Below are 25109 nucleotides of genomic sequence, written 5' to 3'. Positions count from 1 at the left end.
ATTTCGTGCTCTCGGACCGTTCCAGGCTCGCCACGGCGACACGGTGATCGATCTAGGCGGCCAACGCCAGATGGCCGTGCTGGCCCGCCTCCTCGTCGCGGGCGGTCGCGCCGTGCCCGTAAGCATGCTCATCGACGAGCTCTGGCCGGGCGAACCCCCCACTCAGGCCCTGTCAACCGTACAGGGATACGTCTCGCGGCTGCGGCGCGCCCTCGAACCGGGCCGCGCCCCCAGGGAGGAGGCGGAGGTGCTGGTCTCGGCGCCGCCGGGGTACGCGCTGCGCGCCGACGCCCAGCAGGTGGACGCCTGGATGTTCGAGGACGCCGTCAAGACCGAGGGCGACCCCGCGACGGTGTGGAAACGGCTGGGAGAGGCCCTGTCGCTGTGGCGGGGACCGGCGCTGGCCGAGTTCTCCGACCTGCCCTGGGCGATGACCGAGGCGGGCCGCCTTGAGGAACTGCGGCTGATCGCGTTCGAACGCCGCGCGGACGCGGGGCTGGCGCTCGGCCGCTCCGGCGCGCTGGTCGCCGACCTGGAGGCGCACGTCTCGGCGCACCCGCTGCGGGAGGAGGCCTGGCGGCTGCTGGCGCTCGCGCTCTACCGGGGCGGCAGGCAGGGCGACGCCCTGGGAGCGCTCCGGCGCGCCAGGACGACGCTCCGCGAGGAGCTCGGCCTCGATCTCGGCGCGACCCTGCAACGGCTCGAATCAGACATGCTCTCGCAGGCCGCCCACCTGGATCCGCACGGGGACGCGCCGTCCGTCAGGGAGACCGTCACCGTACGGCCCGCCGCCCCCGTCCTTCCCGCCGCCCCCACGCTGCGCGTGGTCGTGGCCGACGACCAGGCCCTGGTCCGCACAGGTCTGCGCGTCGTGCTCGACAGCGAGCCCGGTTTCCACCTCGTCGGTGAGGCGGAGAACGGCGAACAGGCCATCACGGTCGTCCGTGAGACCCACCCGGACCTGGTGCTGATGGACATCCAGATGCCCCGTCTCGACGGCCTGACCGCCGCGCGGCGCATCCTGTCCGACGAGGCCCCGCCGAAGGTGATCATGATGACCACGTTCGGCACGGACGACAACCTCTACGCGGCGCTACGGGCCGGGGTGAGCGGGTTCGTGCTCAAGACCTCCGCGCCGGAGCAGCTCATCAGCGCGATGCGCGCCGCGCAGGCCGGTGACGCGCTGATCGACCCCGCCGTCACGACCCGCCTGATCGCGGGCTTCGCCGGGCGGGCCAACCCCTCGGCTCCTCCCGGCCTCGCCGGTCTCGGCGACGCCGACCTCGACCTGATGAAACTGATCGCCAGGGGGCTCACCAACCGGCAGATCGCGGCGACCCTGGCCGTCCAGGAACGGTCGGTCGCCCAGTCGGTGGCCAGGCTCCTCGACCACCTGGGACTGTTCGACCGCGCCCAGCTCGTCGTCGCCGCGTACGAGTCGGGCCTGGTCAACCCGGGTGACGTGGGCAGGTGACGATGCCGGTCGAGACACCTCCCGGCCGCCCCCCCGACGTCCCCGGAACGGCCCCCGCCGTGGACGTGCCCGGGCGGGCGGCGCGGGGGCGGCGGGCCATCTCCCGGCCGCGCCTGGTGGTCATCGCGCTCTCGGCCGCCGCCTCCGCGCTGACGGTGGCCGCGCTGGTGGTCACCTGGGACCTGCCGTCCGAGTGGGGCGTCGGGCTGCTCGTCTCCCCCGACCTGTCGTGTGCCCTGACCTTCCCGCTGGTCGGCGCCTTCCTGCTGGCCCACCGGTCCCGCCCGCCCGCGGCGTGGCTGATGTGCGTAGGCGGGATCGCCTGCGCCGTCAACGTCCTGGGCACCGCCCTGATGCTGCGCTCGGGGGCCCAGGGCGACCTGATGGCGGCCGGGACATACCGCTACGCCGCCGGGATCGGCTGGGCCGTCGGCGGGCTGACGCTGGCGGTCCTGCTGCCGCTCTACTCCCCCGACGGCAGGCTGCCCTCCCGGCGCTGGCGTCCTGTCGTGGTCCTGACGGGCGTGGTGATGGCCGTCGAGGCGTTCCGCCTGGTCGTACGGCCCACACCGCCCCTGGACGGCTACCCGCTGCCCGCCCGGCTGCCCAACCCGCTGGCGATCGAGGCGCTGAGGCCGTACAACGCGGCGCTGCAGAACGTCATGCTGGGGATGATCATGGGCATGGCGGTGCTGGCGATGCTCTCCCTGGTGCTGCGCCTGCGCCGGGCCGACCCGGTGATGCGCCGCCAGATCGCCTGGCCGCTGGGCGCGTTCGCCGTCTACATCGTCTGCATGCTCGCCGGGAAGGACTGGGTCCTGACGGCCACCGTGTGGACCGGGCTGATCCCGATCGCCATCACCTTCTCCGTATTGCGCCACCGCCTGTACGGCATCGACACCGTGATCAGCCGTGCCTTCGTGGCCGCCGGGCTGATCGCCGCGGTCAGCGTGGTCTACTTCGGGGCCGGGGCCATCGCCGGGTTCGCCCTGTCCGGCTACGACCGGATCGGCGGCCTGGCCGCCGCCCTGCTCGCCGGGGTGTTCTTCCACCCGTTGCGCGGGATGCTCAGGCGCTGGGCCGACCGTCTCATGTACGGCACGCACGGAGATCCGGCGGCCCTGGCCGCCCGGCTGACCAGGGAGGTCGGCCAGGCCGAGCCCGCCAACGCGCTGGCCGCCGTGGCCGCGGCCGTCAAGGACGGCCTGAGCGTCACCGGTGTGGCGGTCGAGGCGCGGGCCCCGGGAAGCAGGAGGGTCGAGATCGGCCTGCTGGGACCCGCCCCCCGCGTGGTACCGCTGGTCTGGCACGGCGAGCCCGTCGGACGGCTGCTGCTGGGCGCGCCCGGCCCCCGCAGGTTCGCCGCGGCCCACAACGACCGGCTGATCGCCGTGGTCACGCCGTACGTGGCGGACGTGGTGCACGCCGTGACGATGACCGCCGACCTGCGGCGCTCCCGCGAGCGCATCCTCACCGCCCGTGAGGAGGAGCGCAGGCGCCTGCGGCGGGACCTGCACGACGGGCTCGGCCATGCGCTGACCGACATGGCGATGTCGATCAACATGGCCAGGATCAGCCTGCGCTCCGCCCCGGCCTCGGCCGACCGGCTCCTGGCCGAGTTGCGCGAGGGCATGGACACGGTCGGTCAGGAGATCAGGGAGCTGGTCTACGGCCTGCGCCCGCCGACCCTCGACGAGCTCGGCCTGGCCGGGGCCGTACGGGCGCTGGCCGCCGACGGCGGGCCCGAGGTGGCCGTGGAGACCGAGGGCGACCTGTCCGACCTGCCCGCGGCCACCGAGGTCGCCGCCTACCGGATCGCGCAGGAGGGGCTCACCAACGTCCGCAAGCACGCGGGCGCCAGCTCCGCCGTGGTCTCGCTGCGCCGGGGCGAGTCGCTGGTCGTCCGCGTCCAGGACGACGGAGGCGGGCTGCCCGAGGGGCGCCGTGCGGGCGTCGGCCTGCTGTCGATGCGTGAGCGCGCCGCGGAGCTGGGCGGGACGTGCGTGATCGGCGCCGCGCCGGGAGGCGGTACGGTCGTCGAGGCCGTGCTGCCGATCTCCGCCGCCTGAGTGTGAACTTTCCGGTGCTCCCGCGTGTCTGACATGGCGTTGCTGAAATTATCCGAGGAGTTTCGCGTGAAGCACCTGGCCCTGGCCGTCGGCGCCGTACTCGCCGCGTCCACCGTCGTGTCCGTCGCCGCCGTCCCCGCCCCCGCCCGGGCCGCCACCACTCCGGGGGCCGTCTTCTTCGGCTACAAGGGCGCGGGGGTCGAGGTGGTCACCCAGCAGGGGGGCCTGAGCAAGCTGGCCGTCGGCGGCTCCTCCTTCGCCGGGCAGTTCGCCGCGGCGCCCGGCGGCGGGAAGGTCGCCTGGATCGACGGCAAGGGGCGCCTGCACGTCAAGAGCGCGGCCGGCGACAAGGTGGTCGCCACGAACGCCGCCTACGTGGGGCCGTGCCTGACCCCCGCCTGGAGCGCGGACGGCAAGCGGATCGCCTACGTGACCAGGGGCGGTTCGGACAAGGCGACCGTCGCGCTGGTCGGCGCCGGCGGCGGCAGGCCGGTGATCGCGGGCAAGACCGCGGGCGTGTGCCACCTGGCCTGGTCGGCCGACGGCAGGACGCTCGCCGGATACGCCGGGAACACCGACGGCGTCTACCTGCTGAACACCGTCTCGCACGTCTCGACCAGGGTCCCCGGGATCCGGCTCGCCAACCACGTCGACGGTCTGTCCCCCAACGGCGACCGGGTCGTGGTGAACACGATCGGCAAGAACGCCCCCGGCGGGGACGGCTCCTGGCCGCTGTCCTACACCCCGTCGCTCTACGACACCAGGACCGGCAGGAAGATCCCCATCCCGGTGCGGGGCACACTGATCGGCGCCAGGTTCCTGACCGACGGCACCCTCGTGGTCCGGGTCAAGGGCAAGAGCGCCAACACCTGGGTCGTGCTCGACCCCGACACCTACAAGGTGAGCCAGCGCGTGGGCGAGATCCCGCAGGCCAAGAACCTCGGTCTGCTCAGCGTCATCGGCTGACCCACCCGTACGGCCCCCGCCGCGCCGGAGGGCGGGGCCCCAATAGGGTGGGACACGTGGCTCAACTGCGCATCGCCCTTGCCCAGACCAACCCCGAGGTCGGCGACCTGGCGGCCAACGCCGACAGGATCGTCGAGTGGACCAGGCGCGCCACCGAGCGTGGCGCGCATCTGACGGTCTTCACCGAGATGTCCCTGGTCGGATACCCGGTCGAGGACCTGGTGCTGCGGGCGTCCTTCGTCGACGCCTCGCTCGCCGCCGTCGAGGCCCTCGCGACGCGGCTGGCCGAGGAGGGGCTCGGCGAGATGCCGGTCGTGGTCGGCTACGTGGACCGGGCGAACCTCTCCCCGAGGCTCGGCCTGCCGAAGGGGGCCCCGCTGGACGCCGCGGCCCTCATCCACCGGGGCCGGGTCGTGGTCAGGACCGCCAAGCACCACCTGCCCAACTACGGGGTCTTCGACGAGTACCGCTACTTCGTGCGCGGTGACCGGCTGCCGATCTTCCGGCTGCACGGGGTGGACGTGGCCATCGCCGTCTGTGAGGACCTGTGGCAGGAGGGCGGGCCGGTCGCCGTGGTCGCCGAGGCGGGCGCCGGGCTGCTGATCACGCCGAACGCCTCGCCGTACGAGCGGGAGAAGGACGACGTGCGGCTTGAGCTCGTCGCACGGCGGGCCAGGGAGGCGGGCTGCGCCCTCCTCTACGTCAACCAGGTCGGCGGCCAGGACGAGCTGGTCTTCGACGGTGACTCACTGGTCGTCTCGGCCTCGGGTGAGCTGGTCGCGCGGGGCGCGAAGTTCGCCGAGGAGCTGCTGGTCGTCGATCTCGACCTGCCCGAGGCGCGGTTCGGCGGCCTGGGGACCTTCGAGACCGAGGCGGGCGACGGGACGGTCATCACGGTCGAGCGGATCGAGCTGTCCGCCCGCTCGCTCGAACCGTACGAGCCGCTGGCGCCCTCGGTCGCCGAGCCCATGGAGGACACCGCGGAGGTCTACTCGGCACTGGTTCTCGCGGTGCGCGACTACGTGCGCAAGAACGGCTTCCAGTCGGTCATCCTCGGCCTGTCCGGGGGGATCGACTCGGCGCTGACCGCGACGATCGCCTCGGACGCGATCGGCCCCGAGCGGGTGCACGCGGTGCTGATGCCCTCCCGCTACTCCTCGGACCACTCCCTGAGCGACGCCAGGGAGCTGGTCGAACGGCAGGGCATCAACTCCAGGGTCGTCCCGATCTCCGGTGTGGTCGACGCCTTCGAGAAGGAGATCGAGCTGTCCGGGCTGGCCGCGGAGAACCTCCAGGCCAGGGTACGCGGCATGATCCTGATGGGCCTGTCCAACCAGCACGGTCACCTGGTGCTGACGACCGGCAACAAGAGCGAGCTCGCGGTCGGATACTCCACCCTCTACGGCGACTCCGCCGGTGGCTTCGCGCCCATCAAGGACGTGCTCAAGACCCTGGTCTGGGAGCTGTCGCGCTGGCGGAACGCCCAGGCGGGCAGGTCGGGCGAGTTCCTGTACGGCTTCGCGCGCCCGCCCATCCCGGAGAACTCCATCGAGAAGGAGCCGAGCGCGGAGCTGCGCCCCGGCCAGCGTGACACCGACTCCCTGCCCGAGTACGACGTGCTCGACCCCCTCCTGCACGACTACGTCGAGGAGGACATGGGATCGGCCGAGCTGGTCGCCGCCGGTCACGACCCCGCTCTGGTCGCCAGGATCATCCGCCTGGTCGACCTGGCCGAGTACAAGCGCCGCCAGTATCCCCCGGGTCCCAAGATCACGGCCAAGAACTTCGGCCGCGACCGTCGTCTGCCGATCACCAACCGCTGGCGCGAGACTCCCCTCTGACCTGCCTGAACGACTCCGGTGGGGCCGTGCATGAGCTTTGCGGGGTGGGTATCACCGCAGGGAGGGTCACCGGCGGCCGGGGAGGGGGCTGAGATCGGCCGCGGTGGTCCGGCGGGCGGCGAGCGGGCGCCGTCAACTCCCCTCCACCCGTCCGCCCGCGCTCGGCGGCCCGCCGGAATCCAGGAGACAGGGGGAGATCAGATGAAGGCAAAGGTAGGTGACAGGCTCGTCGTCGAGGGCACCCGGCACGGGGAGACCCGGCGGATCGGTGTGGTCGTGGGGCTTGTCCACGAGGACGGCTCCCCGCCCTACATGGTGCACTGGGAGCACGACGAGCACGAGACCATGGTGTTCCCCGGCCCGGACGCCCACGTGGTCTCCGAGGACCGGAAGGAGACCCCGCTCACCACCTCGTGACGTGAGGGGGGTCGTTCGCCGTCGTCCCGGCCCGGGGCGGCGGCGAACTCGTCTCCGCATCCCGGGCAGCAACTCTTTACGGCATAAGCTATTCTTGCGCCCATCAACTCCTTACGGCGTACGGAATTCCCGCCGCCGCTGGAAGAACCGGAGAGACGCCCATGCCCACGGTGACCCTGCACGACGCGAGTCCCATCGAGGTGGAGGTCCACGGCGAGGGACCCGTCCTGCTGCTGCCCGTCAACCCCCTCCCCGCCGAGGGGCCCCAGGCCGAGGCGATGCGCGCCTGGGGCACGGACCCCGCACTCGGCCGCTCCCTCATCGAGGGCCTGCGCGACGCCTTCACGGTGGTCGCCTTCGACTACGAGAACCATGTCCTGGCCAACCCCAAGCCCGGCACCCTGACCCCCGCCAACATCGCCCGCGACCTGCTCGCCGTCGCCGACGCCGCGGGGGCCGACCGCTTCGCCTACTACGGCTACTCCTGGCTCGCGTTGAGCGGACTCCAGCTCGCGCTCAGGACCGACCGGCTGTCCGCCCTGGTCATGGGTGGTTTCCCGCCACTCGGCGGGCCGTACGCGGAGATGCTGCGGGTGACCATGGCGACCCATGAGATGGCGCTCGCCGGGGCCTCGAAAAAAGCCGTGGAAAAAGCCACCGGAGAGGCCGCCGAGAAGCCCTCCGGGCCGCCGGAGAAGGACGACTGGTCGTCGGTCGAGGTGACGTTGTCGCCGGACCAGACCAGGCAGTTCGTCACGCTGTACGAGGAACTGCGGGGGTTCGACGACCTGGCAGCCCAGGCCCGGATCACCTGCCCCAGGCTCTGTTTCGTCGGATCGGCCGACGACATCGAGTACGGCGAGCGCTGGGGCGGGGTGCGTGTGGGCATCGCGAGCGCCGTCGCCGGGCGGCGGGCCGAGATCGAGGCCCTCGGCTGGGACGTGACGGTCCTGGACGGGCTCGACCACATGGGGGCCATGCAGCCTCCCACGGTCCTGCCCCTGGTGCGCCCGTGGCTGCGGGCACGGATCGGCGCCCTGCCCGCCGGGTGAAGCCCGGGCGGTGAGGCGGGGATCAGCGAGGGGACATGCCGACGAGCAGATGGTCGATGACCCGCTCGGCGGTCCCCTCGGGGAGATCCTCCTGATCGGGGCCGAAGCCCCTGACGTACCAGACCACGGTCCCGATCAGCGAGGCGATGGAGACCGGCACGTCGAGGTCGGCCCTCAGCTCGCCGGTCGCGATGCCACGCTGCAGCAGCGCGGTCAGTACGGCCCTGCGCGGCGCGATGGTCGCCTGGTGGATGCGCTGCACGAGGCGGGGATGCCGTTCGGTCTCGTTCATCGCGATGTTCATCACGCACCGCGACCGCGCGTTGCGCGCCTCCTGCAGGAAGACCTCGGCGCAGGCGACCAGGTCCTCGCGCAGCGACCTGCCCGCCAGCGCGGGCAGTGGCGCCTTGAGGGCGGCGAGGGCGTCGACGAGCAGATCTTCCTTGTTGGACCATCGGCGGTAGATCGTCGTCTTGCCGACGCCCGCGCGGGCGGCGATCGCCTCGATCGACAGCTCACCGAGGCCGCTGCTCTCGCTGATCAGATCGAGGGTCGCCTCAATGATCGCCTTCTCTGCCCTGGCGCTGCGGGGGCGGCCCGCGGGACGGGCCGCCTGAGTCTCATCCGTCGTGGTCATCGTATGTCCACATTACCTACACGCCGGCCGGTTCCTTATCGAGATCGTGCTGTTCCGCGACCGTCACCGGGGCGTTCTTTCCCGGCAGCCACCTGAGCACCACCAGAGCGCCGAGGAGCGCGATGGCGGCGGAGACCAGCGAGGTGACGTGCATTCCGTCGAGGAAAGCGTGCTTGGCGGGCTCTATCAGCGCGGCACCGCGCTCGCCGAGGGCCTTGGCCGCGCCGATCGTGGCCGTCAGGGACTCACCCGCCACGTGCTGGAGCCCGGCGGGCAGACCGGTCAGGCTGGGGGCGATCTCGTCGCGGTAGGTCGCCGAGAGCAGCGAGCCGAGCAGGGCAACGCCGAGCGCGCCCGCGACCTGGCGGATGGTGTTGCTCATGGCCGAGCCGACGCCCGCCTTCTCCCTGGGCAGCGCCTCCATGATCGTGGTGGTCGCGGGCGGCATGATGTTGGCCATCGCCGCACCCTGGACGAAGAAGACGATCTCGATCAGCAGGACGGGGGTGTTCTGGTCCATCAGCGCGTACGAACCGAGGGCCGCGGCCACCACGACCATGCTCACGGTCGCGCTCACCTTGCTGCCGAAGCGCCTGACCATCTGCTGGCTGAGCGGGGCGAAGATGATCTGCGCCGCGGCGAACGGGATCATCAGCGCGCCCGACTCCATCGGGGTGAAGCCGAGGACGATCTGCAGGTAGAAGATCAGGAAGAACATCGCGCCCATCATCGCGAAGAACACGATGCCGATCATGCCGACCGCGGTGGAGAAACGGACGTTGGAGAAGTAGCGGACGTCGAAGGCCGGGTGGTCGATGCGGCGCTCGTACCAGACGAAGGCCGCGAGCACGGCCACACCGAGGATCGTCGGGACCAGCACCTCGGCGCTGGCGACCGTGGCCAGCTCACCGCCCCTGATGATGCCGTAGGTGATCGCCACGAGGCCGATGATGGACAGCAGCACGCCGACCGGGTCGAGCCTGGAGGGCTTGGGGTCACGCGACTCGGGCACGACGAGGGCGATGAGCACCATGCTGACCAGCACGATCGGCAGGTTGACCAGGAAGACCGAACCCCACCAGAAGTGCTCGATGAGCAGGCCACCGGTGATCGGGCCGATCGCCACAGCGATGCCGACGCCTCCCGCCCAGACGCCGATCGCCTTGCCGCGTTCCTGCGGGGGGAAGACGTTGGAGATGATCGCGAGGGTGGCCGGCATGATCGCGGCGCCCCCGACGCCCATGAAGGCGCGCGCGACGATCAGCTGGGTCGGGTCCTGGGCGTAGGCGCTGGCCAGCGACGCCAGGCCGAAGAGCACCATGCCGATGAACAGCATGCGCTTACGGCCGGTACGGTCGCCGATCACACCGAAGGTGAACAGCAGACCGGCGAAGACGAGCGTGTAGGAGTTGATCGCCCACTCAAGCTGGCTCTGCGTGGCCCCCAGACCCTCCTGAGGGTCGGCGATCGTCTTCAGCGCGACGTTGAGGATCGTGTTGTCCAGCACGACCGCCAGGAGGCTGAAGACCAGCACCCCCAGGATCTGCCACCGTCTCGGGTGGCCGGTTTGGTGTTCCATGGATGCCCCGTTTCGATACACAAAAGTTTCGAAACAGTACCGTATCGGTAGATCATACGATACGCAACCGTTGCGTTTCGTATTTGCCGGATATTTCCGGCAGATTCACGTGGAAACCGGCACAGATTCCTCAACCCGGACACCGGTTCGTCGCCAGAACGGCAGGGCGAGCAGCACCATCGCCACCCCCACGAGGCCCGCTACGGCGAAGGCCCAGCCCGGCCCCCAGGAGTCGATGAGCGCCCCGCCCATCGGCGCCGACACGGCGCCGCCGATCAGCAGTGCCGTACCGTGCAGGCCCATCGCCTCACCGCGTGCCCCCGCGGGAACCCAGCGGCTCAAGGTATCGACCGTGGCCGACAATCCCGGCGCGCACAGCACCCCGGCCGGGACGAGCGCCACCATCAGCCAGCGCCAGTCGTCGCCGACCAGCCCGACGGGGATGGTGAGCGCGCCCATGGCGCCGATCAGCAGCAGCGGGGAGAAGCCCCGCGGCAGGCCACCGTACACGAAGCCACCGAGCAGGGAGTAAGCGCACCAGACGCCGATCGCCAGGCCCGTCCAGGCGGTGTCGCCCGCCTGCTTCATGACCGCGACCAGCGAGAGCTCGGTCGTGGTGAGCACGAAGGTCGCGGCGCACACGGTGCCGAGCAGGCCGACGAACGCCGGGGTCAGCCAGGCTCGCCTGGACACCCGCTCCCCGGCCTCCGCCATCTCCCGCGCCTCCTCCGCCGAGCGCACGGGCGGGTTCAGCGCGAACAACGTCGCACCCGCCCCGACGAGCCCGACACCGACCACGCACATCGTCCACGTGCTGCCGATCAGGGTGACGCCGAGGACGCCGAGCGCGGGACCCGTCATGTAGGACAGTTCGATGATCATCGAGTCGAGGGAGAAGCCGAGCCTGCGCTGTTCGAGAGGGACCATCGCCGCGACGCACTGCCTGATCACGCTGAACAGCGGCAGGCTGAGCAGCCCGGCCAGCGCCGTCGCGGCCAGCAGCGCGGGGAACGGCAGCGCCCAGGCCGTCGCCCAGAACGCCAGCTGCGCCAGCGAGGTCACCAGGATCACGGGCCGCAGCCCCCTGCGGTCGACGAACCGTCCCGCGAGCGGCGAGCCGACGGCCGTGCCGACGGCGCTCGCCATCGCGGCCAGTCCCGCCTGGGCGAATCCGAGTCCCAGCCCGTTGACCACGTGCAGGGTCAGGGTGATCCCGGTCGCGGTCGCCGGAATCCGGGCGACCATCCCCACCAGCAACAACGACCGCACACCGGGAACGGACAGCAGACGACGGTAAGGCTCCAATGCCATTTGATTGCTTACCTCCCCACGTATTGTGTCGTATGGCACTGACACGCTCCGCACCGGATTACGGTCGGGGCCGGGGGTGTTTATCAAGACGTCCGCGTGCAATCATCGGAAGCAGTCCGGGGACGTCACAGGGACGCCTCGAGACTTCACTGGAGGCTTTCCATGCCCTCTTCTGTGTCTTCGTCCATGCCCTCCTCCGGGCCCTCCTCCGCGCCCTCCACGGCCGGCCAGCCGACCGCCCTCTACGGCGGCAAGGCCGGGCGAAGGGTCACCGTCCGCGACATCGCCGCGGCCAAGGAACGGAGCGAGAGGTGGCCGATGGTCACCGCCTACGACGCCATGACGGCGAGGGTCTTCGACGAGGCAGGCATCCCGGTGCTGCTCGTCGGCGACTCGGCCGCCATGGTCGTCTACGGCCACGACTCCACGTTGCCGGTCTCGGTCGACGAGCTCCTCCCGCTCACCTCGGCCGTGGTGCGCGGCTCCTCCCGCGCGATGGTGGTCGCCGACCTGCCGTTCGGCTCCTACCAGGCCTCTCCCCAGCAGGCGCTGGAGACGGCCGCCCGCTTCATGAAGGAGGCCGGCGCCCACGCGATCAAGCTCGAAGGCGGGCGCCGGGTCCTCCCCCAGGTCGAGACCCTGGTCTCGGCGGGCATCCCGGTGATGGCCCACCTGGGCCTGACCCCGCAGTCGGTCAACGCCTTCGGCGGCTACCGGGTGCAGGGGCGCGGCCAGTCGGGTGACGAGCTGATGGCCGACGCCAAGGACCTGGAGTACGCCGGGGCCTTCGCCGTGGTCCTGGAGTGCGTCCCCGGCGACCTCGCCGAGCGGGTCACCGCCTCCCTGTCGATCCCGACGGTCGGCATCGGCGCCGGTCCCGCGACCGACGCCCAGGTCCTCGTCTGGCAGGACCTGATGGGGCTGACCCCCAACCCGCCGAAGTTCGTCAAGCGGTACGCCGACCTCGCGGGCGAGATGGACCGGGCGGTACGCGCCTTCGCCGACGAGGTGACCGGCGGCGCCTTCCCCACCGTCGAGCACAGCTACCGCTGACCCGCTGCTAGTCCACCGCTGACCCACTGTGTACGGCCCGGTGTTCGCCGGGCCGTACACCCCTCAGCGGATCGTCATGAGAGCGCCTGGGAGAAGTCGTCCCACAGGTCCTCGATGTGCTCGATGCCGACCGCGACCCGGACCGTGCCCTCGCCGATCCCGTGCCGGGCCAGTTCCTCCGGCGTCAGCGACCGGTGCGAGGTGGTCGCCGGGTGCAGGACGAGGGTCTCGACGCCGCCGAGTGACGGGGCCAGCAGCGCCAGCCGTACCGAGCTCATGAACTTCTCGCCCGCCGCCCGCCCGCCGACGAGGTCAAAGGAGAAGACCCCGCCGAAGTCGGGCAGCAGCTTCCTGGCCAGGGCGTGCGAGGGGTGGGAGGGCAGGCCGGGCCAGTGCACCGCGACGACCGCGGGGTGGTTGTCCAGGCGCAGGGCCAGCTCCCGGGTGTTGGCGCAGTGGCGTTCCATGCGCAGCGGCAGCGTCTGCATGCCGCGCAGGGTGAGCCAGGCGGCGAACGGGTCGGCGGTGGCGCCCAGCTCGACCGCGAAGTGCCACACCCTGCGGTACAGCTCCTCCGAGGCGAAGACCGCGACGCCGCCGAGCACGTCGGTGTGCCCGCTCAGGTACTTGGTCGTCGAGTGGACCACGATGTCGGCCCCGTGCTCGATCGGACGGCACAGCACCGGTGAGGCGAAGGTGTTGTCCACCACGGAGACCAGCCCCGCCTCACGGGCGGCGGCGCACATCCCCGGCAGGTCGGCCACCTGGGTCACCGGGTTGGCGATGGTCTCCAGGTAGACCAGCCTGCTCTCCGGCCGTACGGCGGCGCGCAACGCCTGCGGGTCGTCCTCCGAGACGTAGGAGACCTCGATGCCGAAGCGCGAGGCCAGGTCGTTGAGCATCGCCGCGGTGCCGCCGTACAGGGGCTTCTGCGCGATCAGGTGGTCGCCGGGCTTGAGCAGCCCGAGCAGCACCGAGTTGATCGCCCCCATGCCCGAGGCGGTCGCGACCGCCCCGACGCCGCCTTCCAGCCCGGCGACGGCCTCCTCTAGGGAGCGGACGGTCGGGTTGGACAGCCTGCCGTACACGAAGGCCCCGTCGGGACGGTTCATCCCGTCGGCGAACACGGCCGGGTCCTCGAAGGAGAAGCCCGAGGTCTGGTAGATCGGCACGGCGATGGGGCGGCTGCCGTTCAGCGACGGCCTGGGCAGGTGGACGGTGCGCGTCTCCGGGCGAAGTTCAGTCATGTGTCAAGGATGTCCACCACGCCGTGGACCTAGTCGAGGAGGGTCCGAGGACTTTGCCCTGATGCGCCAGACATGTGAATTCCTCACTGCCGCAGCGGCAGCCGGAACCGCATGCTTTGAGCTGTGACAGCGATTCAGGTGGACGGGCTCAGGAAGAGCTACGGGGAATTCACGGCCGTCAGGGACGTCTCGTTCGAGGTGGCGCAGGGAGAGATCTTCGCCCTGCTCGGGCGCAACGGCGCCGGGAAGACCACCACGGTCGAGGTGCTGGCCGGGTTCCAGGAGGCCGACGAGGGCACGGTCTGGGTGCTCGGCCTCGACCCGGTCAAGGACCGGGTCAAGATGCGCCGCAGCAGCGGCATCATGCTCCAGGAGGCGGGGTTCTTCCCCGACCTGACCGTGGCGCAGACGGTGGACGCCTGGCGGGACTTCGTGGCCGCCCCGAGGCCCAGGGACGAGGCGCTCGGGCTGGCGGGGCTCGACGCGAAGGCGGGCACCAGGGTGCGCCAGCTCTCCGGCGGGGAGAAGCGCCGTCTCGACCTCGCTCTGGCCATTCTGAGCAGGCCGGACGTGCTCTTCCTCGACGAGCCGACCACCGGGATGGACCCGAGGGCCCGCAGGGACACCTGGGAGATCATCCTGGAGCTGGCCGGGCAGGGCACGGCCATCCTGCTCACCACGCACTACCTGGAGGAGGCGCAGCGCCTGGCCTCCAGCATGGTGATCATGGACCGTGGGACGGTCGTCGCGGGCGGCGGGATGGCCGAGACCCTGGCCGCCCAGACGGGCCGGGTCGCCCTCGAGCTGCCCCCCTCGACCCGCCTGGAGGACCTGCCCGTCCCCCGCGCGACGGCGGAGGGCGACCTCGCCGTCTACCGCGTCCCCGACCCCGACCTCACCGCCCACGCCCTGCTGAACTGGGCGGCCGGTCACGGCCTGCGCCTGCGCGGCTTCGAGGTCCGTACGGCGACGCTCGAAGACCTGTTCCTCGACCTCGCGACCGGCGAGAAGACCGACGAGACGAAGAAGAAGGAGGTGGTGTGACCGTGTCCGCACGCGACCTGGCGGTCGTCGCCCGCTTCAACGGCCGCCTGTTCTGGCGGGACCGTACGGCGCTGAGCACGTCCGTGGCGTTGTTCCTCCTGCTCGGCACCGGGATGCCGCTGCTGATGGACCGGCTGGGGGCCGGCAGCCAGGAGCTCCTGGTCAACATGCACCTGGGGATGCTGACCACGGTCCTCGTCATCTCGACGTTCCAGCAGACCACGGTCACCCTGTGCGTCCGGCGCGACCAGCTCCTGCTCAAGCGCCTGCGGGCCACCGGCCTCAGCGACCGCGACATCCTCGGCGGGGAGATCGCCAACCTCGTCCTGCAGAGCACGGCGCTGACCGTGCTGGTCTCGGTCGCGCTGTACGGGCTGACGAGCCTGCCGGTGCCGCGTGATCCGCTGCTGTACCTGTTCGCCGTGGTCGCGGGCGCCCTCGTGCTGTGCCTGCTGGGCGCGGCCTTCACCGTGGCCGTGCCGCGCAGCGAGCTGGCCGCCCCGATGGCGATGCCGTTCTTCCTGCTGGCGGGACTCGGCGCGGGCGGCTTCGGCCCCATCATGCAGGTGCTGCCCGGCTGGGTGGGCACGGTCCTCGGCCTGTTGCCGACCGACGCCATCGTGGACATGGCCCGCACCGCCTACGCGGCGCACGGCAGCCTGGGCGAAGACCTGCGGGCGGCCGCCGTACCGACGCTGAAGCTGGCGGTCTGGGCGGCGATCGGGGCGTTCGTCATCGTCCGCAGGTTCCGCTGGGAGAGCAGGAAATCGTAGGTTGGTAGGTTCCTGACATGCGGATCACCCCCCAGCACGTGGCCGTGGGCACCGTCTACGTCATCGCCGTCGGCTTCACCCTGGTCATCTTCTCTCTGGTCACGACCCCCCTGGAGGCCGTGATCCTGACGGTGGCCGCCCTCGCCTTCCTGGTTCCGCATCACCTGGTGGTACGGCGGGCACTGCGGGGGCGGGAGCCGCGCGGCGTGCCGGTCGCCCTGATCGTCGAGATCGCCGTCACCTACGGGACGATCCCGGTGCTGTTCTCGCTCTCGCCCTTCCTCGGCTACAACTGGGCGTCGAGCATGCAGACGATCCTGGCCTCCGCGGTGCTCCTCAGGCTGCGGCTCGGAGCGGCGATCCCCGTGATGGCCGTGATCGGGGTGATCGACCTGGGGATGGGGTTCGTCGTCTCCGGCGGCAGCGTGCCGCTCGCCCTGTACAACCTGGTCACCGTCATCGTGACGAGCGGGGTGACCTACGGGGCGGTGCGGCTGGCCGTCGTCAGCGAGCAGCTCGCCAAGGCCAGGATGGAGCTGGCCGAGGCCGCGGTGCTGCGGGAACGACTGCGGATCTCCCGTGACCTGCACGACGGCCTGGGCAGCAGCCTGACCGCCATCGCCCTCAAGGGCGACCTCGCCCACCGGCTCGTGGACGCCGACCCCGGGGCGGCCAAGACGGAGCTGGCCGAGCTGGCGGCCGTGGCCAGGGACGCCGCGCAGGAGGTGCGGCAGGTGGCCAGGGGATACCGGGAGATGTCACTGGCGCAGGAGGTCCACCGGGCGGTCGCGCTGCTTGAGGCCTCCGGCGTGAGCTGCCGGACCGACCTGGCCGAACTGGCGGTCCCCCGCCCGGTGGACGAGGCCCTCGCCTGGGCCGTGCGCGAGGGGGTCACCAACGTCGTACGGCACAGCCAGGCCACGACCTGTTCGATCAGCACCTCGGCGGACGAGGGCGCGGTGCGCCTTGAACTGGTCAACGACCGCGCCCGCAGAGGGGCCGGGCGCGGCAACGGGCTGACCGGCCTGCGGGAGCGGGCGGAGGGACTCGGCGGCTCGGTCAGCGCCGGCCGGACCGAGGGCGGCGGGTTCCGGCTCGCGATGGAGGTGCCCGCGTGATCAGGGTGCTGCTGGCCGAGGACATGCACATGATCAGGGCGGCGCTGGTCGCGCTGCTGCGGCTCGAACCGGACATCGAGGTGGTCGCCGAGGTCACCGGGGGCGACGAGATCGTGCCCGCCGCGCTGCGGACCCGTCCTGACGTCGCGGTGCTGGACATCGAGCTTCCCGTCGTCGACGGCATCACCGCCTCCGTCGAGTTGCGGGAACGGCTGCCCGGCTGCCGGGTGCTCGTGCTCACCGCGATGGGTCAGCCGGGGCAGGTGCGCAGGGCGCTGGCCGAGGGCATCGAGGCGTTCCTGGTCAAGGACGCCCCCGGCGACCGGCTGGCGGACGCGATCCGCCGGACCGCCCAGGGCCTGCGGGTACTCGACCCCGAACTGGTCGCCACCGCCCTCGCCTACGGCGCCAGCCCGCTGACCCCGCGGGAGACGACCGTGCTGAGGGAGGCCGCGCTCGGCGCCCCCGCCGAGGAGATCGCCGCGAGGCTGCACCTGTCGGCGGGGACGGTCCGCAACTATCTGACCGGGGCGATCGCCAAGACCGGCGCCAGGAACAAGGTCGAGGCCATCAGGATCGCCCAGGACGTCGGCTGGATCTGAAGCCTGTTCGTGTGGATCTCCGCGGTCGCCCGGGGGCGCCCCGCGCGACAGGACCCGGCCGGTGACGAGACTCAGACGTCGGTGACGCGCAACCCGGCGTGGGCCTTGTAGCGGCGGTTGATCGAGATGAGGTTGGCGGTCAGCGCCTCGATCTGGTGCGCGTTGCGCAGGCGGCCGCCGTACACGCCGCGCACACCGTTGATCCGGGAGGCCAGCGCCTGCACGGTGTCGGTCGCCTCGCGGTCGTCACCCAGGACGAGCACGTCCAGGTCGATCTCCTCGACCTCCGGGTCGAGCAGCAGGACGGCGGAGACGTGGTGGAAGGCGGCGACGACCCGGCTGTCGGGAAGCACGGCGGCGGCCTGCTGGGCGGCGCTGCCCTCCTCCACGGGCAGCGCGTAGGCCCCCTGCTTGTCGAAGCCGAGCGGGTTGACGCAGTCGACGACGATCTTCCCCGCCAGCTCGGCGCGCAGGGACTCAAGGGTGGAACGGTGGCCGTCCCAGGGGATGGCCACGATCACCACGTCGGCCTGGGCCGCCACGGTCGCGTTGTCCGCGCCGCTCACCTGGCCGCCGAGACCCGCCGCGGCCTCCTGGGCGCGTTCGGCGCTGCGCGAGCCGATCAGCACCGGATTGCCCGCCAGGGCGAACCGCCTGGCCAGTCCCTTGCCCTGGTCACCGGTGCCGCCAAGGATTCCGATGGAGATGCCGCTCACGTCTGGAAGATCGGTGCTCACTGGTCGCTCCCCGCTCACTGTCTGCCCTCACGGCAGCCCTGCCCGGCGTTGTCTGTCCAGATCATGCCAGGGTCGTGTTCCTCGGGCCGTACCGGGGCGACGGGGGGCACCATGGAGGGATGGACTCTCGGTCAGCGGAAATCCTACGTGAGATCCTTTCCTCCTCCGGCTGGGTCGAGCGCACCCGCGAGTTCGGTCTCACGCTGCGCGCGACGCGCTCACCCGGCGGACTGCTGGTCGTCGGCACGCCCGGCGAGGAGCCCTGGCACCTGGCCGCGCACCTGGGTGACGAGGCCAGGCTCGCCGGGCTTCCCCAGCTCGCTCCGACCCTGGTGCGCTGGGCCCCCGCCCCCGACGCCCCCGAGCACCTGCGTGTGGGGCTCGACCGGATCGAGCGGGCGAGGCGGGGCGAGACGCTGTTCGTCGTGGCCGAGGAGCGGGCCCCGGCGCCCCTGCTCGAACGGGTCAGCGACGCCCGGCGTGTCGGGGCGACCGTCCTGGCGCTCGACGGCGGCGACCCCGAGCTTGAGGGCCTCGCCCACGACGCGCTGGCCGTCACCGAGCGGGCACCGCTCTCCTTCGACGGCGCCCAGCACCTCATCAGCCTGGCCGCGGGTGAGACCGGGAGGCGGCCCGGCCTGCGCGACAGGCTGGCCAGGCTGCTCGAACGGGTCAGCGGCCCCCGGGTCCCCTCCTACTGACCGCCCCTGCCCCTCCACCGTCCGTGCCCCAGGTGAAGCGCCGTCGTCGCGGCGTCCCGTAGCGCTTGCCGACCCGGGCGCCGAGAGCCTGCGCCGCCTCCCTGAGCGCGGCGATGACCACCGCCTGCACCGGTCCCGGCTCTCCCGAGCGGGCGCGGCTGATCCGGGTCACGACGCTGAGACTGCGGGCTCCCACGTTGGAGATGCCGGTCACCACGACCTCCCCCGCGGGGACCTCCAGCAGGGCCAGCGAGGGGACGATCGCCACCCCGTGCCCCGCCGCGACCATGGAGAGGGTGGGCGGGAACTCCTCGATGACGTGCGCCCTGCGCGGGGTGAACCCGTGCAGGGCGGCCAGCCGTTCGAGCGCCTGCCCGCAGGCCTGGTCGGCCGGTCCGGCGATCCACGGCATCCCGCCCAGGTCCGTGACGGCACGGGGGATCTCCGCCCAGCCGGGAGGCGCCACGATGCGGTACTCGTCCACGTAGAGCGGGTGCGAGACGAGCGCGGAGTGCGTGGGGACGGGCTCGTCGGCGTCCTGCTCGGTGATGGCCAGGTCGATCCCGCCGAGCCTGAGCTCCCGCAGGGCGGGCGCGCCGTACAGCTCGTGGACGCGGGGGGCGACCTGGGGGTGGCGCTCGGCGAGGGTGACCAGGGCGGGCAGCACCAGGTGCCGGATGACCGTGGGGAAGGCGGCGATCGAGACGGGACCGGCCAGCAGTTCGGTGAAGCGGGTCAGCTCCCGCCTGGCCTCGCTGAGCTCCTCCTCGATCCGCCCGGCGTATCCGGCCAGCACCCGGCCCGCGGGGGTGAGGGCGACCCTGCGCTGCGAACGGTCGATGAGCGCGAGACCGACCTCCCGTTCGAGCTGGGCGAGTTGCTGGGAGACCGCGGAGGCGGTCAGGTGCAGTGCCTCGGCCGCCCGCATGACACCGCCGCGGACCGCCACCTCGTGGAGCACCAGCAGCCGCCGCGGATCGATTTCCATGCAGCTCAGCTTACGCTCCTGTTTAGAAGACTTTATTTGCGCTTCAACAAGGGAGGCCGGGACCATGGAGGCATGAGCACCCTCCCCACCGGGGCGTGATCCGGTGCCCCTCCTCGTCGACGTCCTCGGCTGGTCCGGCGCCGCCGTCATGCTGTACGGCTACGCCATGGTGTCCTCGTCCCGGATGGCCGGGGACGGCCTGCCGTACCAGGTGATCAACCTCGCCGGGTCGGCCGCCCTGATGGTCAACGCGGCCTGGCACTCCGCGTGGCCCTCGGCGATCCTCAACGTCGTCTGGGCCGCGATCGGGCTGACCGCCGTGCTCAGAAACGCCCGAAACGACAGAAGGACGATGGGTCTCCCATGACACGGCTGATCGAGCTGAGCCACCGCATCACCGACGGCATGCTCACCTACCCGGGCGTCCCCGGACCCCGGCTCGGTGTGCACCTGAGCAGGGAGGCCTCACGCGAGGTCTACGCCCCGGGCACCGAGTTCCACATCGGCACCGTCGAGCTGGCCGCCAACACCGGCACCTACCTCGACACTCCCTACCACCGTTACCCGGACGGCCCCGACCTGTCGGGGGTGCCGCTGGAGGCGGTCGCCGACCTTCCCGGACTGGTCGTCAGGGCCGAGGGGGAACGGTCCGTCGGAGCCGACCGGTTCACCGGTCTTGAGGTGCGCGGCAGGGCCGTGCTCGTCCACACCGGCTGGGACCGGCACTTCGGCACCGAGGCCTACTTCCACGGCCACCCCTACCTCGAACCGGAGGCGGCGCGGTGGCTGCAGGAGCAGGGGGCGGCCCTCGTCGGGATCGACTCGCTGAACATCGACGACACCCCGCCGAGGGGCGAGCGCCCGGCTCACACGCTTCTGCTCGGCTCGGGCATCCCGATCGTCGAGCACATGACCGGCCTGTCCGCGCTTCCCGACACCGGGTTCCGCCTCCACGCCGCTCCCCCGATGGTCGTGGGCCTGGGCACCTTCCCGGTCCGCGCCTACGCCGTCGTCGAGGAGCGGTAGCGTCCGCTCAGTCGTCGTCCCAGGCCTTGTCCTGCGCGCGCCAGGACTCGTTGCGCTCGGCCGCGGTCTTCAGGGCGTTGGCCGCGGCCTCCCGGGTCTCGTAGGGACCCATGCGGTCCTTGTTCGGGCAGCCCTCGTCGGGCTCGACCGCCATGTGCGTGAGACAGAACCACCATCGATCGCTCATACGATCAATCCTGCCCAGTGAGAACCGCAACTAGACTGGGGGACCATGACGACACTGCTCCAGCCCGGGCGGATCTCGCCCACCCGAAAGGTTCCCGCCCACATCGAACGGCCGGAGTACGTAGGGAAGAAATCCCCCAAGACCGGGGAGCCCGACGTCAAGACCCCCGAGATCATCGAGCGGATGCGGGTCGCGGGCAAGCTGGCCGCCCAGGCGCTCGAAGAGGTCGGCAGGCACGTGGCGCCCGGCGTCACGACCGACGAGCTCGACCGGATCGGCCACGAGTTCCTCTGCGACCACGGCGCCTACCCCAGCACTCTCGGCTACCGCGGCTACCCCAAGTCGCTGTGCACCTCGATCAACGAGGTGATCTGCCACGGCATCCCCGACGACACCGTGCTGCGCGACGGCGACATCGTCAACGTCGACATCACCGCGTTCATCGGCGGCGTGCACGGCGACACCGACGCGACCTTCCTGGTCGGCGAGGTCGACGAGGAGTCCCGGCTGCTGGTCGAGCGCACCCGCGAGGCGACCAACCGGGCCATCAAGGCCGTCGCCCCCGGACGCCAGCTCAACGTGGCGGGCCGTGTGATCGAGGCCTACGCCAAGCGGTTCGGCTACGGCGTGGTGCGCGACTTCACCGGGCACGGCATCGGCACGACCTTCCACTCCGGGCTGATCGTCCCGCACTACGACGACCCGTCGCTGGCGGTCACCCTCGAACCCGGCATGACGTTCACCATCGAGCCCATGCTGACGCTCGGCACGATCGACTACGAGATCTGGCCCGACGGGTGGACCGCGGTGACCCGGGACCGTAAGCGGACCGCCCAGTTCGAGCACACCATCCTGGTCACCGAGAGCGGCCACGAGATCCTCACGCTTCCCTGACGGCCGCGCCCGGCGTCTCCCGGGCGGCCCGCTCAGCGTCCCAGGCGTCCGATGGGAACGGTCCCGGTGACGGTGGTTCCCCCGCCCGGGACGCCCTTGACGCTGAGCGTCCCGCCGACGCCGGCGAAGTGCCCGCGCATGGCGGCGACCCCCCTGCCGACGGCGGAGCCGTACACTCCGGCCCCGTTGTCGCTGACCGTCATGCGCAGGCCCGCCTGTCCCAGGGTCACCGCGACGGAGACGACGTCGGCCCCGCTGTGCCGCAGGACGTTGGACAGCGCCTCCTCAAGGGTGGCCAGGAGGGCGCCGGTGACCTCGGCCGGCACGTCGCGGGCGGGCAGCGCCCAGATCTCGACGGTGACGTCGTTGTCGCGCGCCCACCCGGTCAGGTGTTCCTCAAGGACCCGGGCAAGGGTTCGGTCCGCGTGCATGCTCAGTTCCTTGGCCACTGCTCACCCCTTCCGCCGCGTACGGCGGTCACCGGCCTCCCTGTCGGACACGTGGACCCCCGTATGTGTCCGGGTACGGCGCGTGGCGATCGGTGTGCCGTCGCGGTGGTGCTGATCCCCGTTTCCTCCAGGTTACTTGCCGGAGCCGCCAATGGCCTTGGTGGACAGGATCACCTGACGTCCGGGCGACCGGACTCGGCCGCCGTGAGGCATACCGCGGAGCGGGCCGTGGAGACGGCCACGGTTCACTGGGAGCTGTCGCGCTGGTTGAGCCTGGCCAGATAGTCGTTGTAGGCGTCGAGTTGCGCGTCGCCGGTGCCCCCGGTGCGGGCCGCGGCCGCGTCGGCCCTGCGGTCGGCTCTGCGGGCCTTGCGGTCGTCGTCGCGCCACCACTGGAAGGCCAGCGCGATCAGCACGATCAGCGTCGGGATCTCCCCGAAGCCCCAGGCGATGGCGCCGCCGGTCTGCTGGTCGGCCACCGAGGAGGCGCCCCACGTACGGCCGAGCTGGTCGTACCACTCGGCGGCGATGACCGTCCCCATGCTCATCAGCGCGATACCGAAGAACGCGTGGAACGGCATCGTGACGAACAGGACGATCAGCCGGGCCACGTGGGGCAGCGTGTGGGGTGAGGGATCGATCCCGATGATCACCCAGAAGAACAGGCAGCCGCTCAGCAGGAAGTGCGCCGTCATGGCCATGTGGCCGAGGTGCTCCTCCATCGCGGCGGTGAACAGCGGGGTGAAGTACAGCGCGTAGGTCGAGACCACGAAGATCGCGGTGGCGATCGCCGGATGGGTGACGAACCGGACGAACCTACTGTGCAGGATCGTGGTCAGCCACTCGCGGGGACCCCGGTCGCCCCTGCGGGCGGCGGGCTTGAGGGCGCGCAGCGCCAGCGTGACGGGAGCCCCGAGGACGAGGAAGATCGGCACCAGCATGGCCAGCGTCATGTGCTCGGCCATGTGCGCGCTGAACAGCACCTTGGCGTAGCGGGCGACCCCGGTCTGGGTGGCCAGGACCAGGATCAGCAGGCCGACGAACCAGGCGGCCGTACGGCCCGCGGGCCAGTGGTCGCCGCGCCTGGACAGCCGTACGACCCCGGCGAGGTAGAAGCCGCCGAGCAGGGCGATCATGGTGCCGGTGAACAGGTCGAACCACCACAGCGACGCCAGGTTCGCCACCGAGATCTCCGGCGGCAGGGGGTAGCCGAGCAGGTCGACGACCGGGTCGGTCCGCAGGACCTCCTCGGGCGGGGCGGTGCGGGCGAGCACGACGGCCACGCCGACGGTCGCGAACATGATGAGCAGTTCGACGGAGGCGAACCGGGCGAACACCCTGGGCGTCCCCGCGGAGAGCTGCGGCAGCGTGTGCTTCCTGTGCCACCAGCCGAACACGCCGAGCACCGCGAACGCCGCGGTCTTGGCCAGCAGCATCAGGCCGTAGGCGGAGGTGAACAGCTCCTCGACCGAGGTGAGCCTGGCCACCGTGCTGAACAGGCCGGACAGGCCGACGGCGACGAAGCACCACAGTGCCAGCGTGGAGAAGCGCGTGGCCGCGGTCTCCAGGAGCGGCTGCCGCCGCAGCGCGTGCAAGCACAGCACCGCCAGGCCGCCGACCCACAGGGCCAGGGCGAGCAGGTGCGCGGCCACCCCGGTGGTCGCGAGGTCGTGGTTGGGGGCCGAGGAGGAGTGCCCGGTCAGCGCCGGGGGCAGCAGCGTGGCCATAGCCAGCACCAGCAGCCCTCCGCAGGCCCCCACGGTGATCGTCCCCCGGGCGAACAGCGCGATCGCTATCGAGAACAGCACCACGAGGGTGAGCGCGATGCCCTGGGAGATCTGGCTGGCGTAGCTGGTCAGCTCGTCGCCGCCGAGCACGTCGGCGACGGGGACCCTGAGCGCCTCGGACAGGCTGAAGATCATCGTCGCGGCGGCCGAGGCCGCCCAGGCGAGCGCGAGCCACGAGGCGCCCTTGACGTAGGCGAGGGCCGGCTTGCCGAGCAGTCCCTTGTCGCTGGGCAGGAAGACCGTCGCGGCCAGCAGCACGCCGACGGTGAGCACCCCCGACACGTCCATCAGCATCTTCGACAGCGGCAGGCCCCAGCGGGTGAACGCGCCCTCGTCCGGCAGACCGGGGATGACGCGCGGGGTCGCGGCGCCTCCGGCGATCATGGCGATCACCAGTGCGACGACGGCGACACCCGCGCTCGCGAGGGCGATCCTGACGACCTTCCCGTTGTCCGCCGTCTCCTCCACGGCGGGCACGGCCCGCTCCCGCCTGCTCATGACCGCCTCTTCCCGCGCAGGCTGAACATCAGCCCGATGCCGATTCCGACGAGACCGCCGACGACGATCCACACCCAGCCGGGGATGCCCCTCGAAGGCTCCTGCGCCGCCTGGGCGACGGGGGCGGCCTCCTGTGACGAGGGAGCGGCCTCGGCGGCCGGCGCGGCACTCGGCTCGGTGCCGGGGTCGGCGGCCGGGGCGCTCCGCGAGGGCGACGGATCACCGGAGCCGCTCAGCGTGAAGGGGATCTCCCCGTCGATCGGGTGCCCGTCCGAGGAGACCACCTGGTAGGCGATGACGTACTCCCCGGGCGGCAGGCCCGGCTTGAGCCGCTGGGTGACGACCGGCCCGTCGATGACGGGCTTGCCCTCCTGGTAGGCGGCGCCTTCCTTGGCGTGCACCACGACGATCGGGAAGTTGACCTTGGAGGTGAAGGTCAGCTTCACCCGGTCCAGGCCGTCCACCGTGGCGCCCTTGGCGGGGTCGCTGCTCTTCAGCGAGTCGTGCGCCAGGGCGGGTGAGGCGAGAGCCGTACCGAGGAGGAGAGCGGCCAGGAGCGTGAGGGCTGCCGCGGCAGGGGAAGTCTTCATGGCACCCCCAAGGCTACCGACGCCCTCATGCGGTCCCTACCTCCGTGTCTGCACGCGCCGGCGACCCGC

25 protein-coding genes are annotated in these 25109 nt (G+C 71.5%); 15 read left to right on the top strand and 10 right to left on the bottom strand.

Going from position 1 to position 25109, the window contains the following annotated elements; translation table 11 throughout:
* Positions 1-43: 43 nt before the first annotated feature.
* The 6 genes from ABT340_RS02150 (at position 44) to ABT340_RS02125 (ending at position 7819) form a co-directional block, all read left to right on the top strand.
* Positions 44-1474 carry a BTAD domain-containing putative transcriptional regulator gene (locus ABT340_RS02150; protein WP_352008792.1) on the top strand — a complete coding sequence of 477 codons (1431 nt, stop codon included), beginning with the start codon at positions 44-46 and terminating at the stop codon, positions 1472-1474.
* A gap of 2 nt (positions 1475-1476) precedes the next feature.
* Positions 1477-3543, top strand: coding sequence for a sensor histidine kinase (locus ABT340_RS02145; protein ID WP_352008791.1), 2067 nt, complete (start codon positions 1477-1479; stop codon positions 3541-3543).
* 66 nt (positions 3544-3609) lie between these two features.
* On the top strand, positions 3610-4509 hold the full coding sequence (locus tag ABT340_RS02140) for a TolB family protein (protein ID WP_352008790.1): 900 nt from the start codon (positions 3610-3612) through the stop codon (positions 4507-4509).
* A 56-nt stretch (positions 4510-4565) separates the two neighbouring features.
* Positions 4566-6350 (top strand): NAD+ synthase, encoded by a 1785-nt coding sequence (locus ABT340_RS02135; protein ID WP_352008789.1) that lies wholly within the window; start codon positions 4566-4568, stop codon positions 6348-6350.
* Between the two features lie 201 nt (positions 6351-6551).
* A complete protein-coding gene (locus ABT340_RS02130; protein WP_352008788.1) occupies positions 6552-6767 on the top strand; it encodes a DUF1918 domain-containing protein in 216 nt (71 codons plus the stop codon).
* 161 nt (positions 6768-6928) lie between these two features.
* Positions 6929-7819: an alpha/beta fold hydrolase gene (locus ABT340_RS02125; RefSeq protein ID WP_352008787.1), complete on the top strand. Its 891-nt coding sequence runs from the start codon at positions 6929-6931 to the stop codon at positions 7817-7819.
* A 22-nt stretch (positions 7820-7841) separates the two neighbouring features.
* On the opposite strand, the gene ABT340_RS02120 is transcribed toward ABT340_RS02125, so the two are convergent.
* The 3 genes from ABT340_RS02120 to ABT340_RS02110 all read right to left on the bottom strand — a co-directional run bounded on the left by ABT340_RS02120 (position 7842) and on the right by ABT340_RS02110 (position 11346).
* Positions 7842-8456 carry a TetR/AcrR family transcriptional regulator gene (locus tag ABT340_RS02120; RefSeq protein WP_352008786.1) on the bottom strand — a complete coding sequence of 205 codons (615 nt, stop codon included), beginning with the start codon at positions 8454-8456 and terminating at the stop codon, positions 7842-7844.
* Positions 8457-8472: 16 nt separating this feature from the next.
* The gene (locus ABT340_RS02115) at positions 8473-10035 is read right to left on the bottom strand and encodes an MFS transporter (protein WP_352008785.1); all 1563 of its coding nucleotides are present in this window, start codon (positions 10033-10035) and stop codon (positions 8473-8475) included.
* A 105-nt stretch (positions 10036-10140) separates the two neighbouring features.
* Positions 10141-11346 carry an MFS transporter gene (locus ABT340_RS02110; protein WP_352008784.1) on the bottom strand — a complete coding sequence of 402 codons (1206 nt, stop codon included), beginning with the start codon at positions 11344-11346 and terminating at the stop codon, positions 10141-10143.
* A gap of 186 nt (positions 11347-11532) precedes the next feature.
* Between ABT340_RS02110 and panB the strand changes: the two genes are divergently transcribed.
* The gene (panB, locus tag ABT340_RS02105; protein ID WP_352009449.1) at positions 11533-12399 is read left to right on the top strand and encodes a 3-methyl-2-oxobutanoate hydroxymethyltransferase; all 867 of its coding nucleotides are present in this window, start codon (positions 11533-11535) and stop codon (positions 12397-12399) included.
* A 74-nt stretch (positions 12400-12473) separates the two neighbouring features.
* Here the strand turns inward: panB and ABT340_RS02100 are convergent, their stop codons facing one another.
* Complete coding sequence (locus tag ABT340_RS02100) at positions 12474-13646, bottom strand: trans-sulfuration enzyme family protein (RefSeq protein WP_352008783.1); 1173 nt, start codon at positions 13644-13646, stop codon at positions 12474-12476.
* Positions 13647-13769: 123 nt separating this feature from the next.
* Between ABT340_RS02100 and ABT340_RS02095 the strand changes: the two genes are divergently transcribed.
* Genes ABT340_RS02095 through ABT340_RS02080 form a run of 4 tightly spaced genes read left to right on the top strand, consistent with a single transcriptional unit; the run spans position 13770 to position 17183 of the window.
* Positions 13770-14690, top strand: a complete 921-nt coding sequence (locus ABT340_RS02095; protein WP_352008782.1) for an ABC transporter ATP-binding protein — start codon at positions 13770-13772, stop codon at positions 14688-14690.
* Complete coding sequence (locus ABT340_RS02090) at positions 14687-15463, top strand: ABC transporter permease (protein WP_352008781.1); 777 nt, start codon at positions 14687-14689, stop codon at positions 15461-15463. Before ABT340_RS02095 ends, ABT340_RS02090 begins: the two co-directional genes overlap by 4 nt.
* A gap of 17 nt (positions 15464-15480) precedes the next feature.
* The gene (locus ABT340_RS02085; protein WP_352008780.1) at positions 15481-16581 is read left to right on the top strand and encodes a sensor histidine kinase; all 1101 of its coding nucleotides are present in this window, start codon (positions 15481-15483) and stop codon (positions 16579-16581) included.
* Positions 16578-17183 carry a response regulator transcription factor gene (locus tag ABT340_RS02080; protein ID WP_352008779.1) on the top strand — a complete coding sequence of 202 codons (606 nt, stop codon included), beginning with the start codon at positions 16578-16580 and terminating at the stop codon, positions 17181-17183. Before ABT340_RS02085 ends, ABT340_RS02080 begins: the two co-directional genes overlap by 4 nt.
* A gap of 71 nt (positions 17184-17254) precedes the next feature.
* Here the strand turns inward: ABT340_RS02080 and npdG are convergent, their stop codons facing one another.
* Entirely contained in the window at positions 17255-17920 is a 666-nt protein-coding gene (npdG, locus tag ABT340_RS02075) for an NADPH-dependent F420 reductase (RefSeq protein WP_352008778.1), read from the bottom strand.
* 119 nt (positions 17921-18039) lie between these two features.
* Here npdG and ABT340_RS02070 point away from each other — a divergent pair, with 119 nt between their 5' ends.
* On the top strand, positions 18040-18621 hold the full coding sequence (locus ABT340_RS02070; RefSeq protein WP_352008777.1) for a hypothetical protein: 582 nt from the start codon (positions 18040-18042) through the stop codon (positions 18619-18621).
* Here ABT340_RS02070 and ABT340_RS02065 read toward each other — a convergent pair.
* Positions 18593-19609 (bottom strand): LysR family transcriptional regulator, encoded by a 1017-nt coding sequence (locus tag ABT340_RS02065; protein ID WP_352008776.1) that lies wholly within the window; start codon positions 19607-19609, stop codon positions 18593-18595. The genes ABT340_RS02070 and ABT340_RS02065 overlap by 29 nt on opposite strands.
* Before the next feature lie 103 nt (positions 19610-19712).
* On the opposite strand from ABT340_RS02065, the gene ABT340_RS02060 reads away from it, so the two are divergent.
* Both ABT340_RS02060 and ABT340_RS02055 read left to right on the top strand, forming a co-directional pair.
* On the top strand, positions 19713-19976 hold the full coding sequence (locus ABT340_RS02060; RefSeq protein WP_352008775.1) for a CBU_0592 family membrane protein: 264 nt from the start codon (positions 19713-19715) through the stop codon (positions 19974-19976).
* Positions 19973-20635 carry a cyclase family protein gene (locus ABT340_RS02055; RefSeq protein ID WP_352008774.1) on the top strand — a complete coding sequence of 221 codons (663 nt, stop codon included), beginning with the start codon at positions 19973-19975 and terminating at the stop codon, positions 20633-20635. Before ABT340_RS02060 ends, ABT340_RS02055 begins: the two co-directional genes overlap by 4 nt.
* A gap of 7 nt (positions 20636-20642) precedes the next feature.
* Here the strand turns inward: ABT340_RS02055 and ABT340_RS02050 are convergent, their stop codons facing one another.
* A complete protein-coding gene (locus ABT340_RS02050; RefSeq protein ID WP_352008773.1) occupies positions 20643-20822 on the bottom strand; it encodes a hypothetical protein in 180 nt (59 codons plus the stop codon).
* A gap of 45 nt (positions 20823-20867) precedes the next feature.
* On the opposite strand from ABT340_RS02050, the gene map reads away from it, so the two are divergent.
* On the top strand, positions 20868-21716 hold the full coding sequence (map, locus tag ABT340_RS02045) for a type I methionyl aminopeptidase (RefSeq protein WP_352008772.1): 849 nt from the start codon (positions 20868-20870) through the stop codon (positions 21714-21716).
* Positions 21717-21748: 32 nt separating this feature from the next.
* Here map and ABT340_RS02040 read toward each other — a convergent pair whose 3' ends face one another.
* From ABT340_RS02040 to ABT340_RS02030, 3 genes are all read right to left on the bottom strand, one after another.
* Positions 21749-22147: an ATP-binding protein gene (locus ABT340_RS02040; protein WP_352008771.1), complete on the bottom strand. Its 399-nt coding sequence runs from the start codon at positions 22145-22147 to the stop codon at positions 21749-21751.
* A 263-nt stretch (positions 22148-22410) separates the two neighbouring features.
* A complete protein-coding gene (locus tag ABT340_RS02035; protein ID WP_352008770.1) occupies positions 22411-24450 on the bottom strand; it encodes a bifunctional copper resistance protein CopD/cytochrome c oxidase assembly protein in 2040 nt (679 codons plus the stop codon).
* The gene (locus tag ABT340_RS02030) at positions 24447-25040 is read right to left on the bottom strand and encodes a copper resistance CopC family protein (protein WP_352008769.1); all 594 of its coding nucleotides are present in this window, start codon (positions 25038-25040) and stop codon (positions 24447-24449) included. Before ABT340_RS02030 ends, ABT340_RS02035 begins: the two co-directional genes overlap by 4 nt.
* Positions 25041-25109: the final 69 nt, after the last annotated feature.

This window comes from Streptosporangium sp. NPDC000239, assembly GCF_040300765.1.
Taxonomy (GTDB): domain Bacteria; phylum Actinomycetota; class Actinomycetes; order Streptosporangiales; family Streptosporangiaceae; genus Streptosporangium.
This window is presented reverse-complemented; position numbering and strand designations above follow the sequence as displayed.

What these genes read in the sequence shown, in the direction of transcription:
- ABT340_RS02145 (WP_352008791.1), top strand. Translation starts at nt 1,477, where the DNA reads ATGCCGGTCGAGACACCTCCCGGCCGCCCCCCCGACGTCCCCGGAACG.
- ABT340_RS02130 (WP_352008788.1), top strand. Translation starts at nt 6,552, where the DNA reads ATGAAGGCAAAGGTAGGTGACAGGCTCGTCGTCGAGGGCACCCGGCAC.
- ABT340_RS02125 (WP_352008787.1), top strand. Translation starts at nt 6,929, where the DNA reads ATGCCCACGGTGACCCTGCACGACGCGAGTCCCATCGAGGTGGAGGTC.
- ABT340_RS02120 (WP_352008786.1), bottom strand. Translation starts at nt 8,456, where the DNA reads ATGACCACGACGGATGAGACTCAGGCGGCCCGTCCCGCGGGCCGCCCC.
- ABT340_RS02115 (WP_352008785.1), bottom strand. Translation starts at nt 10,035, where the DNA reads ATGGAACACCAAACCGGCCACCCGAGACGGTGGCAGATCCTGGGGGTG.
- ABT340_RS02110 (WP_352008784.1), bottom strand. Translation starts at nt 11,346, where the DNA reads ATGGCATTGGAGCCTTACCGTCGTCTGCTGTCCGTTCCCGGTGTGCGG.
- panB (WP_352009449.1), top strand. Translation starts at nt 11,533, where the DNA reads ATGCCCTCCTCCGGGCCCTCCTCCGCGCCCTCCACGGCCGGCCAGCCG.
- ABT340_RS02100 (WP_352008783.1), bottom strand. Translation starts at nt 13,646, where the DNA reads ATGACTGAACTTCGCCCGGAGACGCGCACCGTCCACCTGCCCAGGCCG.
- ABT340_RS02085 (WP_352008780.1), top strand. Translation starts at nt 15,481, where the DNA reads ATGCGGATCACCCCCCAGCACGTGGCCGTGGGCACCGTCTACGTCATC.
- ABT340_RS02070 (WP_352008777.1), top strand. Translation starts at nt 18,040, where the DNA reads ATGGACTCTCGGTCAGCGGAAATCCTACGTGAGATCCTTTCCTCCTCC.
- ABT340_RS02065 (WP_352008776.1), bottom strand. Translation starts at nt 19,609, where the DNA reads ATGGAAATCGATCCGCGGCGGCTGCTGGTGCTCCACGAGGTGGCGGTC.
- ABT340_RS02055 (WP_352008774.1), top strand. Translation starts at nt 19,973, where the DNA reads ATGACACGGCTGATCGAGCTGAGCCACCGCATCACCGACGGCATGCTC.
- ABT340_RS02050 (WP_352008773.1), bottom strand. Translation starts at nt 20,822, where the DNA reads ATGAGCGATCGATGGTGGTTCTGTCTCACGCACATGGCGGTCGAGCCC.
- map (WP_352008772.1), top strand. Translation starts at nt 20,868, where the DNA reads ATGACGACACTGCTCCAGCCCGGGCGGATCTCGCCCACCCGAAAGGTT.
- ABT340_RS02040 (WP_352008771.1), bottom strand. Translation starts at nt 22,147, where the DNA reads ATGCACGCGGACCGAACCCTTGCCCGGGTCCTTGAGGAACACCTGACC.
- ABT340_RS02035 (WP_352008770.1), bottom strand. Translation starts at nt 24,450, where the DNA reads ATGAGCAGGCGGGAGCGGGCCGTGCCCGCCGTGGAGGAGACGGCGGAC.
- ABT340_RS02030 (WP_352008769.1), bottom strand. Translation starts at nt 25,040, where the DNA reads ATGAAGACTTCCCCTGCCGCGGCAGCCCTCACGCTCCTGGCCGCTCTC.